The sequence below is a fragment of the Burkholderia sp. Bp9142 genome, assembly GCF_003853415.1.
GTDB lineage: Bacteria > Pseudomonadota > Gammaproteobacteria > Burkholderiales > Burkholderiaceae > Burkholderia.
Genome location: NZ_QTPP01000022.1, coordinates 1 through 15728, shown reverse-complemented (window position 1 = coordinate 15728; position 15728 = coordinate 1). Strand labels below are relative to the sequence as shown.

At 68.1% G+C, this 15728-nt stretch carries 15 protein-coding genes; 3 read left to right on the top strand and 12 right to left on the bottom strand.

The features are described from left to right. Positions 1–38 precede the first annotated feature (38 nt). The 3 genes from DIE22_RS22935 to mltG are packed head-to-tail and all read right to left on the bottom strand — an operon-like array spanning position 39 to position 2725. Positions 39–1067, bottom strand: a complete 1029-nt coding sequence (locus DIE22_RS22935; protein ID WP_124498645.1) for a DNA polymerase III subunit delta' — start codon at positions 1065–1067, stop codon at positions 39–41. Positions 1068–1085: 18 nt separating this feature from the next. Then, positions 1086–1706, bottom strand: a complete 621-nt coding sequence (tmk, locus tag DIE22_RS22930) for a dTMP kinase (RefSeq protein ID WP_124498646.1) — start codon at positions 1704–1706, stop codon at positions 1086–1088. Further along, positions 1706–2725, bottom strand: coding sequence for an endolytic transglycosylase MltG (gene mltG, locus DIE22_RS22925; RefSeq protein ID WP_124606159.1), 1020 nt, complete (start codon positions 2723–2725; stop codon positions 1706–1708). The genes tmk and mltG overlap by 1 nt, the downstream gene beginning before the upstream one ends. 77 nt (positions 2726–2802) lie before the next feature. Between mltG and DIE22_RS22920 the strand changes: the two genes are divergently transcribed. Both DIE22_RS22920 and DIE22_RS22915 read left to right on the top strand, forming a co-directional pair. After that, positions 2803–3837 carry a folate-binding protein YgfZ gene (locus DIE22_RS22920; protein WP_124606158.1) on the top strand — a complete coding sequence of 345 codons (1035 nt, stop codon included), beginning with the start codon at positions 2803–2805 and terminating at the stop codon, positions 3835–3837. A 76-nt stretch (positions 3838–3913) separates the two neighbouring features. Further along, positions 3914–4759 (top strand): NRDE family protein, encoded by an 846-nt coding sequence (locus tag DIE22_RS22915; RefSeq protein WP_124498649.1) that lies wholly within the window; start codon positions 3914–3916, stop codon positions 4757–4759. Between the two features lie 16 nt (positions 4760–4775). Here DIE22_RS22915 and DIE22_RS22910 read toward each other — a convergent pair whose 3' ends face one another. From DIE22_RS22910 to DIE22_RS22885, 6 genes are all read right to left on the bottom strand, one after another. After that, on the bottom strand, positions 4776–5216 hold the full coding sequence (locus DIE22_RS22910; RefSeq protein WP_124498650.1) for a GNAT family N-acetyltransferase: 441 nt from the start codon (positions 5214–5216) through the stop codon (positions 4776–4778). A 34-nt stretch (positions 5217–5250) separates the two neighbouring features. Continuing rightward, positions 5251–6210, bottom strand: coding sequence for an alpha/beta hydrolase (locus DIE22_RS22905; RefSeq protein ID WP_124498651.1), 960 nt, complete (start codon positions 6208–6210; stop codon positions 5251–5253). 61 nt (positions 6211–6271) lie between these two features. Beyond that, entirely contained in the window at positions 6272–7270 is a 999-nt protein-coding gene (locus DIE22_RS22900; protein ID WP_124606157.1) for an NADP-dependent oxidoreductase, read from the bottom strand. Between the two features lie 108 nt (positions 7271–7378). Next, positions 7379–7858 carry a PaaI family thioesterase gene (locus DIE22_RS22895; RefSeq protein WP_124498653.1) on the bottom strand — a complete coding sequence of 160 codons (480 nt, stop codon included), beginning with the start codon at positions 7856–7858 and terminating at the stop codon, positions 7379–7381. After that, complete coding sequence (locus DIE22_RS22890) at positions 7855–8172, bottom strand: Dabb family protein (RefSeq protein WP_124498654.1); 318 nt, start codon at positions 8170–8172, stop codon at positions 7855–7857. Before DIE22_RS22890 ends, DIE22_RS22895 begins: the two co-directional genes overlap by 4 nt. A 314-nt stretch (positions 8173–8486) precedes the next feature. Next, entirely contained in the window at positions 8487–9017 is a 531-nt protein-coding gene (locus DIE22_RS22885; protein WP_124606156.1) for an isochorismatase family protein, read from the bottom strand. A gap of 766 nt (positions 9018–9783) precedes the next feature. On the opposite strand from DIE22_RS22885, the gene DIE22_RS22880 reads away from it, so the two are divergent. Next, positions 9784–11925: a hypothetical protein gene (locus tag DIE22_RS22880; RefSeq protein WP_124606155.1), complete on the top strand. Its 2142-nt coding sequence runs from the start codon at positions 9784–9786 to the stop codon at positions 11923–11925. A gap of 145 nt (positions 11926–12070) precedes the next feature. On the opposite strand, the gene DIE22_RS22875 is transcribed toward DIE22_RS22880, so the two are convergent. The 3 genes from DIE22_RS22875 to pncA all read right to left on the bottom strand — a co-directional run bounded on the left by DIE22_RS22875 (position 12071) and on the right by pncA (position 15644). Further along, positions 12071–13471 (bottom strand): sensor domain-containing diguanylate cyclase, encoded by a 1401-nt coding sequence (locus DIE22_RS22875; RefSeq protein ID WP_124498658.1) that lies wholly within the window; start codon positions 13469–13471, stop codon positions 12071–12073. A 313-nt stretch (positions 13472–13784) separates the two neighbouring features. After that, entirely contained in the window at positions 13785–14963 is a 1179-nt protein-coding gene (locus tag DIE22_RS22870; RefSeq protein WP_124606154.1) for an acetyl-CoA C-acyltransferase, read from the bottom strand. A 48-nt stretch (positions 14964–15011) separates the two neighbouring features. Beyond that, positions 15012–15644, bottom strand: a complete 633-nt coding sequence (pncA, locus tag DIE22_RS22865; RefSeq protein ID WP_046545910.1) for a bifunctional nicotinamidase/pyrazinamidase — start codon at positions 15642–15644, stop codon at positions 15012–15014. Positions 15645–15728 lie beyond the last annotated feature (84 nt).

Sequence of the window (15728 nt, the reverse complement as noted above, 5' to 3'; positions counted from 1 at the left end):
CGGCAATCGTTTCCCCACCCCGGGGAAACAATGTGCGCTCACGCGAACATTTCCCGATAGCCGAGAAACAGTTCCTCGAAAACGAGCCGCGCATTGAGCGGATGGTTCTCGACGGTGCGCTGGCGCGTCACGGCCTTCATGAAGCGCGCGAACGCACTCGCGTCGACGGCTTGCGCGCAACGCGCGAGCGCCGCCGCCTGCGTCGGGAAGTAGCGCGGCGCGCCCGCCATCCGCTGCGCGAGCAGATCGTACAGCCAGCGCTGCAGCCAGCCGAGCACCAGCGGAACCGGCAGCTTCTGCAGCGTCTCGCCGCAGGCGAACGGATCGCACGCGGCGCCGGCCGCGAGCTGGCCGAGCGTGAAATCGCGCAGCGGCCGGTTCTCGTCGCTCGCCAGCGCCAGCGCGGCGAGCGGCGCGCCGCCGGCCTCGGCGAGCAGCGCGCGCGCATCGTCGACGCCCTGCGCCGCGAGCCACGCCGCGGCCGCGTCGGGCGCCGGCACGGTCATCGGCCACTGCCGGCAGCGGCTGATGATGGTCGGCAGCAGCCGGTCGATGCGCGCGGACACCAGCAGGAACACGACGCCGGACGGCGGCTCCTCCAGTGTCTTCAGCAGCGCATTCGACGCGGCGACGTTCAGCGCCTCGGCCGGATACAGCACGACGACGCGCGCGCCGCCGCGGTGCGATCCGACCCCGCAGAAGTCGAGCAGCGCACGCACCTGCTCGATCTTGATCTCCTTGCTCGGCGCGCGCGTCTTCTTGCCGCCTTCGTCCGCGTCGGCCGGCTTCGCGTCGTCGGCCGCGCCCGGCGCTTCGCCCGCGAGCGCCTCGGGCAGCACGATCCGGTAGTCCGGATGGTTGCCCTGCGCGAACCACGTGCAGGCCGCGCAGGTGCCGCACGGCTCGCCGTCCGGCTGCGGCGCTTCGCACAGGAAGCCCCGCGCGAGATGCTGGGCGAACTGCAGCTTGCCGATTCCGGCCTGGCCATGCAGCAGCAGTGCATGCGGCCATTGCGGGCGCAGCTGCTGCAGACGGTTCCAGTCGTCGGTCTGCCACGGATAGATCATGTGATGCGTTCCTTCGGGTTACAGCGCGGCGAGCACGCGTTCGAGCTGCTGGCGGATCTCGGGAATCGTCTGCGTCGCGTCGACGATCGCGAAGCGGTGCGGCGCCTCTTCCGCGCGCCGCAGGTATTCGCCGCGGGTGCGCGAGAAAAACGCGTCCGACTCGCTTTCGAACTTGTCGGGCATGCGCGCGGCACCGCGGCGCTCGCTCGCCACCTGCGGTGCGACGTCGAACAGCACCGTCAGGTCGGGCTGGAACCCGCCCTGCACCCAGCGTTCGAGCGTCTCGAGCTTGTCGCGCGGCAGCCCGCGGCCGCCGCCCTGGTACGCGAACGTCGCGTCGGTGAAGCGATCGGACACGACCCAGTCGCCGCGCGCGAGCGCGGGCTCGATCACGAGTGCGAGGTGCTCGCGCCGCGCGGCGAACATCAGCAGCGCTTCGGTCTCGAGATCCATCGGCTGGTTCAGCAGGATCTCGCGCAGCTTCTCGCCGAGCTGCGTGCCGCCCGGCTCGCGGGTGACGACGACCTGCCGGCCGCTCGCGGCCAGCCTGGCCTGGAGGCGCTCGCAGAACCATTGCAGGTGGGTGGTCTTCCCCGCCCCGTCGATGCCTTCGAACGTGATGAATTTACCGCTCGCCATTATTGACCTCGTATGTACTTGTCCACGGCCTTGTTGTGATCGCCGAGCGTGTCCGAGAACACGCTCGTGCCGTCGCCCTTCGCGACGAAATAGAGCGCGCTCGTCGGGGCCGGATTGATCGCCGCCTGCAGCGAGGCGACGCCCGGCAAGGCGATCGGCGTCGGCGGCAGTCCGCGGCGCGTATAGGTATTGTAAGGAGTGTCGGCCTGCAGGTCGCGCTTGCGCAGGCGGCCGTCGTACGTGTCGCCGAGGCCGTAGATCACCGATGGATCGGTCTGCAGCGGCATGCCGATGCGCAGCCGGTTCGCGAACACCGCCGCGACGAACGCGCGATCGGCCGCGTGGCCCGTTTCCTTTTCGACGATCGACGCGATCGTCAGCACTTCGTAAGGCGTCTTGTACGGCAGCCCCGGCGCACGTGCGGCCCACGCTTCGTCGAGGCGCGTCTGCATCAGGTGGTACGCGCGCCGGTAGATGTTCAGGTCGCTCGTGCCCTTGTCGAACAGGTAGGTGTCGGGGAAAAACAGCCCCTCGCCACTCGCGCGCTGGATCGCGCTGTCCGATGCGCCGATCGCGCGCAGCAGCTCGGCGTCGCTCATGCCGGCCGTCGCGTGCGCGAGATCGGGATTGCCGTCGAGTTCCGCGCGCATCCGCTTGAAGGTCCAGCCTTCGATCACGGTCGCGACGTACTCGTTCACGTCGCCGCGCGCGATCTTCTGCAGCACGTCGTACGGCGTGATGCCGGTCTTGAATTCGTAGTTGCCGGACTTGAGCCGGCTCGACAGCCCGAGCAGGCGCGTCATCGCGACGAAGCCGAGCGGCGCCATCGGCACGCCGCCGCGCTTGAGCTGCAGCGCGACGCTCTTCACGCTGCTGCGCGGCTTGATCGTGACGTCGAGCGATGCAGCGCCCAGCAGCAGCGGCCGGGTCGCCCAGTAATACCCGCCGCCCGCGCCGGCAGCGGCCACAACGACGACCAGCGCCACGACCGTCGCGGCGCATTTCTTCAGTAGGGACATGGAAACGAGACTCAGGTAAGACCCATATAATACTTGCTCGCCTTCGTCAAAGTCAGGGTTGACTGTCCCCTCATTCCATGAGCACACCGTTCGCTTCACCGGCTGCCCAGGCCGCATCTGCCTCGCTCCCCGTTTTCCCCCGTCCGTCCGCTGCCGATTTCGACGCGCCGGGCGCCTGCATGCCGCTCGCGCAGTTCGGCGTGATCGACGTGGCCGGCGACGACGCCGCGACGTTCCTGCACAGCCAGCTCACCAACGACATCGAGCATCTCGATGCCGCGAGCGCGCGCCTGTCCGGCTACTGTTCGGCGAAGGGCCGCCTGCTCGCGTCGTTCCTCGCATGGCGCGCCGGTCACGGCGTGCGCCTGCTGGTCTCGAAGGACGTCCAGGCCGCCGTGCAGAAACGGTTGTCAATGTTCGTGCTGCGTGCGAAGGCGAAGCTGACGGACGCGAGCGACACGCTCGCGGTGGTCGGCTTCGCGGGCGACGTGCGCGAGGCGCTGTCGGGCATCTTCGACGCGCTGCCGGACGGCGTGCACGTGAAGGTCGACGGCCCGGCCGGGGCGCTGATCCGCGTGCCGGACGCGGCCGGCCGCAAGCGCTACCTGTGGATCGGGCCGCGCGCGGAAGTCGACGCGCGTCTCGCCACGCTCGCCGGCACGCTGCCGGTCGTGTCGCCGGCCGTCTGGGACTGGCTCGACATACGCGCGGGCGAGCCGCGCATCACGCAGCCGGCCGTCGAACAGTTCGTGCCGCAAATGGTCAACTTCGACGTGATCGGCGCCGTTAACTTCAGGAAGGGGTGCTACCCGGGCCAGGAGATCGTCGCGCGCAGCCAGTACCGCGGCACGATCAAGCGCCGCACCGCGCTCGCGCACGTCGCCGGCGAGACCGACACCGTGCATGCTGGCGTCGAGCTGTTCCACAGCGACGACCCGGGCCAGCCGTGCGGGATGATCGTCACCGCGGCGGCCGCGCCCGCGGGCGGCGTCGACGCGCTCGTCGAGATCAAGCTGGCCGCGCTCGACGACGGCACGGTGCACCTCGGTTCGGCCGACGGTCCGGCGCTTGCGTTCGACGCGCTGCCGTACGCGTGGCCGACGGAAGCGTGACGCACTGACAACCCGTTCGCACGCCGGCTCGCAGATGGCGGCCGGCGCCCGATGTTTCCTGCGAGAGATTCGTCCGATGTGTCTGATTGCGTTCGACTGGCAGCCTGATGCCGCCGCCGGTCCTGTCTTTACCCTGACCGCCAACCGCGACGAATTCTTTCGCCGTACGAGTGCGCCGCTTTCGTGGTGGGAGGACGTGCCGGGCGTGCTGGCCGGCCGCGATCTCGAAGCGGGCGGCACGTGGCTCGGCGTGTCGCGCGACGGCCGCTTCGCGGCGCTGACCAATTACCGCGCGCCGTTCGACATTCGCGCGGGCGCGCCGACCCGCGGCAAGCTCGTGTCCGATTTCCTCCGCAGCCCGTCCGTCGCGCCGCTCGATTACCTCCGCGAACTGGCCGAGCACGCGGCCGTATACAACGGCTTCAACCTGCTGGCCGGCGACTGGAAGCGGCGCGAACTCGCGTGGTTCTGCAACCGCGCGGCCGAAGGCGAAACCGGTGTCGCCGCGCCGGTCGCGATCGGCGCCGGCGTGCATGCGCTGTCGAACGCGCGGCTCGATACGCCCTGGCCGAAAGTCGTGCGCAAGCGCGCGGAACTCGGCACGCTGCTGACCGACAACCCGACTCCGTCGCTCGACGAACTGATCGAACTGATGCGCGATCCGCATGTCGCGGACGACGACGCGCTGCCGCACACCGGCATTCCGATCGAGCGCGAGCGTGCGCTGTCGGCCGCGTTCATCGAGACGCCCGAATACGGCACGCGCGGCACGACCGCGCTGCGCGTGACGATGAAGGAAGGCGTGCGGCTCACGGTCGACATCAAGGAGCGCTGCGACGACGACGGCTCGCACCGCACCGTTCGCCCGGGCACGTTCGAGCGCGCGTTCACGTTCGACATCGACGCGACGCAGCCGCGCTGAGCCTGCGCGTGCGGCGCTAGGGCGCCCGCGCCATCTCGACGTGCGGCACGCCCGCTTCGACGAACGGTTCGCCGATCGCGGCGAAGCCGTGCCGCGCATAGAACGACACCGCGGCATCCAGCGCGTAGAGCCGCACGACCGGCTCGCCGCGGTGGCGCGCCGCGTCCAGCAACGCATGCAGCACGGCCGACCCGGCGCCCTGCCCGCGCGCGTCGGCCAGCACCGCGACACGGCCGATCGTGCCGGAGCGCAACAGCCGTCCCGTCGCGACCGCGCGGCGTGCGCCGGTCGCCGCATCGACCCGGTAAGCCACCGCGTGCAGCGACAGCGGATCCTCGTCGTCGAGTTCCCATTCCGGCGGAATCCGCTGCTCGCGCACGAACACCGCGTCGCGAATGCGTGCGGCATCGCCGCCCAGCACCGCCCAGTCGCCCGTTTCCACCCAGCCGTCGGTCATCGCTTCCTCCGCGCGGCGTCGGGCGCCGCCGCCGTCAAACGTCGTCGAATGCGGCCCTGAGCGCCGCCACCGCATCGGCATGCGCGGCCCGCACCTCGGGCACGTAGCCACCCATCTTGAAGAACTCGTGGATCATCCCCGGATAGCAGACCAGCGTGACCGTATTGCCGGCTGCACGCAACTTGTCCGCGTATGCGGCGCCCTCGTCGCTCAGCGGATCGTATTCCGCCATCGCGATCCAGGCCGGCGCGACACCGGCGAACGACGGCGCATCGCGCTCGCCGTCGAGCGGCGCGAAACGCCAGTCGTCGCGGTCGGAACGATCGCGCACGTATTGCGTGAAGAACCACTGGATCGTGTCCTGTGTCAGCAGGTAGCCGTTCGCGAGACGGGCGTGCGATTCGGTGTCCTGGTTGCCCGTCACGCCCGGATAGATCAGCATCTGCAGCGCCAGACCGATGCCCGCGTCGCGCGCGAGCACCGCGCAGACGGTCGCGAGCGTGCCGCCCGCGCTATCGCCGCCGACTGCCAGCCGCGTGGCGTCGATGCCGAATGCGGCGGCCTCGCGATGCAGCCAGCGCAATGCGTCGTCGGCGTCGTTCACCGCGGTCGGGAACCGGTGCTCGGGCGCGAGCCGGTAGTCGACCGACAGCACCGCGCACCGCGCGTCGCGCGCGAACATCCGGCACAGCGCGTCGTGCGTATCGACGCTGCCGACCGTGAAGCCGCCTCCATGGTAATAGACGAGCGCCGGCAGCGGTTCGGCGAGGCTCGGCTCGACCGGCAGGTAAAGCCGCGCGCCGATCGAGCGGCCGTCGCGCGTCGGCACGACGCAGGCCTCGACCGAATGCATCGGCGCGGGTGCGACGTCGAGGATCGGCGCGCTCTTCTCGTACGCGGCACGCGCCTGCTGCGGCGTCTGGTGGTGATAGGACGGACGTTTCGCGCGCTCGACCATGTCGAGCACCTGGGCGATCTTCGGATTCAGCGGCATCGGTGAGGACGGCGCGTGCGGCGCCGCGAGCGGACAAGCGTCACATGATGCCACGCGCGGGTCAGACGAGCTGCACGAGCTGCTTGCCGAAATTGCGGCCCTTCAGGAGCCCGAGGAACGCATCCGGCGCCCGCTCGAGCCCGTACGCGATCGTCTCGCGGTAATGCAGCTGCTTCGTCGCGACGAGTTCGCTCAGCTCGGCCAGCGCGGGCGGCCACGCGTCGGGATGCTCGAACACGATGAAGCCCTGCATCGTCAGCCGCGAGCGCAGGATCAGGCCCGGATTCGCGAGCGGCGCGGACACGCCGTCGTAGCCGGCGATCATCCCGCACACGGCAATCCGGCCGAATGCGTTCATCTGCGCCATCGTCGCGTCGAGCACCGCGCCGCCGACGTTCTCGAAGCAGCCGTCGACGCCGTCCGGCGTCGCGGCGGCCAGGTCGTCGGCCAGCCGGCCGGCCTTGTAGTCGACGCACGCGTCGAAGCCAAGCGTGTCGACTACGTAGCGGCACTTGTCGGGGCCGCCCGCGATGCCGACCGCGCGGCAGCCGGCGCGTTTCGCGAGCTGGCCGACGACGCTGCCGACCGCGCCGCTCGCCGCGCTGACGACGACGGTTTCGCCGGCCTTCGGCGCGATGATCCGGTTCAGCCCGACCCATGCGGTCACGCCCGGCATGCCGGCCACGCCGAGCCATGCCGACAGCGGCACCCGCGACGTGTCGACCTTGCGCAACCCGCTGCCGTTCGACGTGCCGTACTCCTGCCAGCCGAACTGGCCGACCACGTGCTCGCCGACCGCGAAATCCGGGTGCCGGGACTCGACCACCTCGCCCGCCGTGCCGCCGATCATCACCTCGTTCAACGGCTGCGGCGCCGCGTACGACTTCGCGTCGTTCATGCGTCCGCGCATGTACGGATCGAGCGACAGGAAATGGTTGCGCACCCGCAGTTCGCCGTCGGCGAGCGGGGCGAGCGGCGTTTCGACGAGCCGGAAGTTGTCGGCGCTCGCGGCGCCTTGCGGGCGTGACACGAGCAGGATCTGGCGGTTGACCGTGTTCATTGCTGCCTCCCTGGCTTCATTCGCGCCGTATCGCCATCCCGTTGCGAAACCGTGCCGCACGACGAAACGGCCCTGCCCTTGACCAGGCAGGGCCGCGCGTTCCGGCGCTTACGCGTCGCTCGGGCCCGGCTGGACACCCGGCGCCGTGCGCGTGCGTTGTCGCTTGATGTCGCGGCCCACTGCAAGCCGCCGCATGTACTTGAACGTGCCGAGCGCCTTCGCGACGAAGTTGCCGTCGCTGTCGCGCACTTCGCCCTCGCAGTACGCCATCGTCGTCGAACGATGCATCACGCGTCCGTACGCGCGCAACTCGCCGCGCCCCGGCTGCATGAAGTTCACCTTCATCTCGACCGTGACGACGCCGACGCCGTCGTCGGTCAGGCTGCGCGCGGCCATCGCGAGCGCGATGTCCGACAGCGTCATCGTCACGCCGCCGTGCGCGATGCTCCACGTATTCATGTGCCGCTCGTCGAGCGGCAGCACGATCTCGCTCGCACCATCCTTCGCGGACACGAGCCGCACGCCGAGCAGATCGACGAACGGGCTTTCGATCGACGGGCCGTCCGTCGGGGATGCCGCGTCGCTCATCGTGCCGCGCTTTCCGAGAGATAGTCGACGCACTGGCGCGATTCGGCCACCGCGACGATGAATTTCTTCACTTCCTGGTGAACCGGGTGTACCTGGTAGGCATCGAGCGCGGCCTGGTCCGTGAAATCGGACACGAGCACGACGTCCGACGTTGCTTCGAGCCCCGGCGTCGCGATGCCGACGTCGAGCTGCAGGATGCCCGGCACGAGGTCGCGGCAGCCTTCGAGCTTTTCCTTCAGCTTCAGCGCGTTCTGCGCGCGCGTGCCGCCTTCGGCCGATTCCTTCAGCTTCCACATCACAATATGTCTGATCACTTCGTTTGCTCCAGTGCGTGTTGATTGGCCATTCCGGCCCAAACCCTTGCCGTTCATGGATGTTCCGCTGCCCCGCCATGCGTGCGCGCCGGCAAGCGCCGCCGGCCACGGGAAAGCGGATATCGAAACGGGCATCATTTCACACCTGCGACGGCGATGCCCGCTTTTTCTCCACCTCTCTCGCCGCTGCCAGGCTCCCGTTCGCGAGCACTGGCACCGGCCTGCCAGACTTGCCTGCGCCAACGGACGGCATCCCGAGGTTCGCCTGCCGGGTTGCAGGCGTGGCGTTCCGGGCCGCGCCCGGACGCCGTGATTCACTTGATCAGTTGCAGCGCGTCGCGAAAACGCGGATGCCGACTGGACCCGAGCCATTCGAACCCGATCATCTCGACGGTCGCAATCTCGACGCCCTTCGCCGCGAGCCTGCCGATCGCCGCATCCCGATCCACCGTTTTGCGGGAGCCCACGGCGTCGCTGACCAGCGTGACCTTACGGCCGCGGCACAACAGGCCGAAGGCCGTCTGCAACACGCAGACGTGTGCCTCGCAACCGGCAACGATGACATTGTTGCGTGCGGCCGGAAGCGCATCGGCCAGGCCATCCGCGCACGCGTCGAAATGGTCCTTGGCCACGGTGTCCGAGCACAACCCCTTGATGTCCGACACGTTCTCGCCGAGCCGGAGCGGACTCTGCTCGGTGCCAATGACCGGCACCTCGAATATCCGCGCCATACGGCCGAGTCGAACGGCCTGCGCCACGACAAGCGCCCCGTCGTGGATCGCCGGCATCAGTCGGGTCTGAAAATCGACCAATACGAGTACTGAATCGTCGGGTACGTGCAGCACGCGCACTCTCCAAAATGATGCAAAGGCGACCTCGGCCACCGTCGACCGTCGATGAAACGCCCGGGTTCGCGAGGGACCGAAATCGAACGCGGAACAACCCTCCAAGCCTACCAAATTTGTCGGCTCCGACGGGGGAATCGCGGGCACTGCGGTTCGGCGCCGGAACTCGAAAGCGGCATCGCGCGGCCGCACTCGGCCCCCTTGCGGGAACGCCAATTGCTCGCTCGCCTGCCGCGTCGAATTCACCGAATCCGCCACCGTCGGTTCAACCGCCCGGCAAGCACCGGCAAATCGCCCATATCGACATCCATTGCCGATCGATTTTCGTCGCATTTCAAATTCGATTATTTTCAATTCATCCAGATTCGAACATTTTACCGATGAATCAGGCAATAATTGCATCCACTTTTCAAGCGATTATCCGATAGTTTTCAATTTCATTATTGACTTTGGCTTTATCCGAACTTTAGAATCCCCTACGGCTGCTTACGTTCCATTTTCCACCGCTGCGTGCGAGTTTCCTCCCGGCGCCATGCCGTAACGTCTGTGGAAGAAGTCATTCATGCCTCACCGGGGCGGAGTGTCCTTTTGCTTTTCAATTCCGGTATTTAACCGCCCGCCGGTTATTCCGCCCAATTCGCCCCGCATCACGTCCGGATTAAATCGCGCATTCCTCCGAATGCCGCCGCACCGGACGAAGCAGGCCGAGCGCCCGCTGATTCGATCATTCTCATAATAAATCGCCAGTCATCTGGAGGGACATGACATGCATCGCTTCGCGAAGTCGCTGTGTACGGGATTCGTCTGCGCCGGCCTGCTCGCGGCCTGCAACGACGATGACGTCCGGTCGGGCAGCCCGCCGTCGAACCAGGCCGCGCTGTCGTTCCGCATGGACACCGGCGGCCAGATCAATGCGTTCTACCGGCAGGACCAGGTCGCCGCGCATCTGCTGGTGCGTTCGTCGACGAAACCGCGCCTGCTCGTGGTGTTTCCGGCCGGCAACAGCGGCACCGGGCTGTGGTTCGACGATACCGCGCAGCCGGTGAACTGGAGTCTCGACACGCCGCCGTCCGCACTGTCGGCGCCCGACACCCACGGTCGTCCGCTGCACGGCATCGGCGCCGACGTGTCGGTCGACACCGACACGCTGACGATCCGCCAGGGCCTGCTCAGCAACGTGCGCTTCCTGCGCGACTTCAACGGCGGTGCGACGATTCCGCCGGAGATCGTCACCGCCGCGACGGTCCAGGGCGGCGCCGCGCAATGGCGGCGCGACCGGATCGACGGCGCCCCCGGCTACGCGCTGCGCGTCACGCTGCGCGACGGCGGCAGCATCGCGACGGCCGCCGGCGGCAAGCTCGTGCTGCGCGCGGCGGCCGGCACACGCACGCTGAAACTGCATGTCGACGCGCTGTCGGGCGAGACGCCGTTGTCGCCGATCACGCGCGCCGACCTGCTCGCGCCGGCCGCGAACCCCGACCCGGTCAGCCAGAACGTGCTCGAATTCCTGAGCTTCCACGACAAGCTGCTGGCCGGCTCGTGGCAGTACGACACCTATTTCGGCCGCGACACGCTGATCTCCGTGCGCATGCTGATGCCGGTGCTCGAGCCGGCGGCGATCGAGGCCGGCCTGACGTCGGTGCTGAACCGCCTGTCGAGCGACGGCAAGGTCGCGCACGAGGAAGGCATCGGCGAATTCGCGCTGGTCGACAACGCAAGGAACGGCCGGCCGAACGATGCGACGCCGACCTACGACTACAAGATGATCGACAGCGACTACCTGCTCGCGCCGATCGCGGCGGCCTGGCTGATCGACGACACGCGCGGCCAGGCGCGCGCGGCCGCCTATCTCTCACAACGCGGCAGCGACGGCCAGACCAACGGCAGCCGGCTCGTCGTCAACCTGCTGCACGTCGCGGCGACCGCGCAGCCGTTCGCACAACAGCCGTCGGTGGCGAACCTGATCCACCTGCGGCCCGGCGAGATCGTCGGCAACTGGCGCGACAGCACCGACGGGCTCGGCGGCGGCGTCTACCCGTACGACGTGAATGCGGTACTCGTGCCGGCCGCGCTGCGCGCGGCGAACGCGTTCCTCGCGCGCGGCCTGCTCGATCCGTACCTGGACGCCGGGCAACGGGCGACGCTCGCGAACACGGCGACCGAAGCAGCCACCTGGGAGCAGCAGGCGCCGCCGCTGTTCCAGGTGAGCGTGCCGGCCGCGCAGGCGGCGACCGACGTGTCGACCTATGCGCCGTCCGCCGGCGTGCCGGCCGGCACCGCGCCGAGCGCGCCGCTGACGTTCTACGCGCTGTCGCTCGACCAGCAGGGCACGCCGATCCCGGTGATGAATTCCGACGGCGGCTTCGCACTGCTGTTCGGCACGCCGCCGGACGACGAGCTCCAGCGGATCGTCGCCGACGTCACGCGGCCGTTCCCGACCGGGCTCGTCACCGATGTCGGGATGCTGATCGCGAACCCCGCCTATGCGAGCCAGGCCCTGTGGCCGACATTCACGAGTTCCGCGTATCACGGCACGGTGATCTGGTCATGGCAGCAGGCGATGTGGGTCGCCGGGCTCAATCGCCAGATCGCGCGCCAGGACCTGTCGGACACGACGCGCACGCTGCTGACGCAGGCACGGCAGACGATCTGGCAGGTGATCTCGAACGGACGCGACATGCGCACGTCCGAGATGTGGACCTGGTCATACGCCAACGGCAAGTACCAGACCGATGCATTCGGCACGCGCAGCGCGGATGCGACCGAGGCCAACGCGGCGCAGCTGTGGAGCACGACGTATCTCGCGATCCGCGATCCGCAACTGCGCGCGGGCAAGTACTGGTGGCAGGCGTCACAGCGGATGAAGGATGCTCAGCCCGGGAAGGCGGCGGCCATTGCGTCGCGATAGATGACCTGCCAGTCAAACGAAAGCCCGGCACGCGTATTCGCGTCCGGGGCCTCGTTCAGATTGCGCGCGAACCGGGCGTACGTCGCATCGCGCCATTGCGTCGCATCCGCGCACGCCACGTAACCGGACGTACGGCGGTCGCTCGTCAGTGCGCGACCACGCGATTGCGCCCGTCGCGCTTCGCCTGGTACAGCCGTTCATCGACCGCCCGCAGCAACGTATCGACCGTACTCCCGTCGACCCCGTACTGCGCGACGCCGACGCTGACCGTCACCTGCACGCGCTTGAAATCCAGCCCGAACGGCGCACTCGCGATCGACGAACGCACGCGCTCGGCCGTCATGCGCGCGCCTTCGAGCGGCATCTCGGGCAACAGCGCCATGAACTCCTCGCCGCCGACCCGCGCGAGCGCGCCCGCCGGACGAATCGCCTCGAGACACTGGCGCACGACGCCGCGCAGCACCTCGTCGCCGATCTGGTGCCCGTACGCATCGTTGATGTTCTTGAAATTGTCGAGATCGAGCGCGAGCAGGCAAAACGGCGTGCCGTCGCGCTCCGCGCGCACGATCTCGCGCTCGACCTGCGCGATGAACTGGCGGCGATTCGACGCACCCGTCATCGGATCGGTCGCGGCCATGTATTCGAGCTTCTGGTTCGTGCGCCGCAACTCCTGCAGCGCGCTCTCGGTGCGCGCCATCGATTCTGACAGCCGGCTCATCAGGTCTTCCTGGCTGTAGATCGCGGAGAACGAACGCGTCGTCTGCAGCGCCTGCACGACGCCATAGCTGAGCAGGAAGAACCCGCCCGCGAAGATCGCATGCGCGAGCCACCACATGTGATTCCACGGCTTGCCGAGGATGAACGCGAGCGACGACAGCGCGAACGCCATGATCGACATGCCGTAGATCACCATCAGCGGCGAACGGATGCGCCGTGCGAGCAGCACGCCGACGTTCAGCAGCGAAAACACCAGCGCGCCGCCTTCCATCGACAACCGCGTGCCCGGCGCACCGGCGACCGGCGAATAGGCGATGTACGCGACCGCCACATCGACGATCATGAAGAAGGCGATCCACGGCAGCCAGGTTCGCGCACGCGTACGCTTTTCCGGGCGATCGGGCACGTTCGAGTACGACAGCAGGCCCGTCAGCAGCAGGATCGACATCACGAGGCGCGACGCGGGCCCGTACAGCAGGAACAGCCAGATGTTGTGGTGCGCCATTCCGGTGAACACGCCGTGCAGCGCGTAGATCATCGCGAAGCCGAGAAAGCCGAGTGTCAGCCAGCGCAGCAGCGGCTCGCCGGACGACCGGTAGCACACCCACGTCACGTAGGTGACGAACGCGCCTTCGAGGGTGGCGGCCGCGATCGCGATTTCGTGGAATGCGTGGCTCTCGAACACGACGCGCGGGTCGCTGAAGAACCACAGATAGGCAATCAGATAGGCCGGCAGCAATGCGAATCCGACCAGCAGGCATTTCGCGTAGAGCCTCGCGGCCGCGCTGACGACGCGCGGCGGTTCCCCGGCTGCATAGATCGTGCTCAATTTGTTCCCCGTTCGGTCTGCTGCGTGGTTCGAACGTTCGCGGCGCCGGAAACGCACGATGCATCGTCTTCGCCGGCTACCGGAAACGCGTCGCGTGCGTCGGTGCAACGCACGCGCTGGCCCATCCCGCCGAAAGGCAAATGTCAGAGCAAGTATAGGTGCGGCAATTCGTTTGACAAGTAAGGGGAAACGGCAGCATCGAATCCGCGCCGTTTACCGCCCGATTCTTACGAATTCCGTGCAACTGCCGCCGATTCGTCGTGCGGGCGCGACTTCCGCCGAAGGAGGCCGCGACCGTCGCACCGCCAAAAAATCAGACGATTTCGAACAGGCCGGCGGCCCCCTGCCCGCCGCCGATGCACATCGTGACGACCACGTACTTCACGCCGCGCCGCTTGCCTTCGATCAGTGCATGGCCCGTCAGGCGCGCCCCCGACACGCCGTACGGATGGCCGACGGCGATCGCGCCGCCATTCACGTTCAGGCGCTCGTCAGGAATTCCGAGCGTGTCGCGGCAGTACAGCACCTGCACCGCGAATGCCTCGTTCAGTTCCCACAGGCCGATGTCGTCGACCTTCAGCCCCGCCTGCTTCAGCAGCTTCGGCACCGCGAACACCGGGCCGATCCCCATTTCGTCCGGCTCGCAGCCGGCCACCGCGAACCCGCGGAACACGCCGAGCGGCTGCAGCCCTTCGCGCTGCGCGACATCCGCGTTCATCACCACGCACGCCGACGCACCGTCCGAGAACTGGCTCGCGTTGCCCGCGGTGATCACGCCGCCCGGCACGGCCGACCGGATCTTCGATACGCCTTCGAGCGTCGTGTCGGGCCGGATGCCTTCGTCGGCCGACACCGTCACGTCCTGCGTGAACAGCCGGCCCGTCGCCTTGTCGGCAATCCCCGCGCGTACGGTGATCGGCACGATCTCGTCGCGGAACAGCCCGGCTTCCTGCGCGGCCGCCGCCCGCAGTTGCGACCGCACGCCGTACTTGTCCTGCCGCTCCTTCGCGATCCCGTAGCGCTTCGCGACGTTCTCGGCCGTTTGCAGCATGTTCCAGTAGATCTCGGGCTTGTGCTCGACGAGCCAGCCCTCCTGGACCATGTGCCGGTTCATCTCGTTCTGCACGCACGAGATCGATTCGACGCCGCCTGCGACGTACACGTCGCCCTCGCCCGCGATGATCCGCTGGGCGGCGAGCGCGATCGTCTGCAGCCCGGACGAGCAGAAACGGTTCACCGTCATCCCCGGCACGCTCACCGGCAGCCCGGCGCGCAGCGCGATCTGCCGCGCGATGTTGGCGCCGGTCGCGCCTTCGGGGTTCGCGCAGCCCATGATCACGTCCTCGATGCGCGCGGGGTCCAGCTTCGCGCGTTCGAGCGCGGCCGCGACCACGTGGCCGCCGAGCGTCGCGCCGTGCGTCATGTTGAATGCGCCACGCCACGATTTCGCGAGCGGCGTGCGTGCGGTCGATACGATTACGGCTTCGGTCATGCGAGTCTCCTTCGGTCCTGCTTCATGTCCTGATCGGATGGGAATGCGCTACGCCGCCGGGCGTGCGCCCGCGGACGTCACATGCGCGACGCCCGCCGCCTGCATCTGTTGCCATGCATGCGCGAGCGACCCGTTCAGGTCGATCGCACGGCATGCATCGTTGATCACGGCGGCCTCGAAGCCGGCCGCGCGCGCATCGAGCGCGGACCATGCGACGCAATAGTCGGTCGCGAGCCCGCAACACCACACGCGCTTCGCACCGAGCTCGCGCAGATAGCCGGCGAGCCCCGTGCGCGTCGTGCGATCGGCTTCGACGAACGCGGAATAGCTGTCGACCTGCGCGTCGCCGCCCTTGCGGATCACGAGCCTCGCATGCGGGATGTCGAGGTCGCGATGCAGCGCCGCGCCGTCGGTGTCCTGCACGCAGTGCACGGGCCACAGCACCTGCTCGCCGTATGGCAACGCGAGCGTCGAGAACGGCTCGCGCCCCGGGTGGTTGGCCGCGAACGACACGTGCTCGCGCGGGTGCCAGTCCTGCGTCAGCACGACCTGGTCGAAGCGTTGCGCGAGCGCGTTGATCACGGGCACGACCGCGTCGCCGTCCGGCACCGCGAGTGCGCCGCCCGGCATGAAGTCGTACTGCACGTCGATCACGAGCAACACGTCGTCAGTGCGTTTCATTGCGTTTCTATATGAACGCGTCCCGTTTGCAACAGCTTTCTTGCGTTTCTGACAGACAGGATGGGCTGCGTCTCTATATCCGGC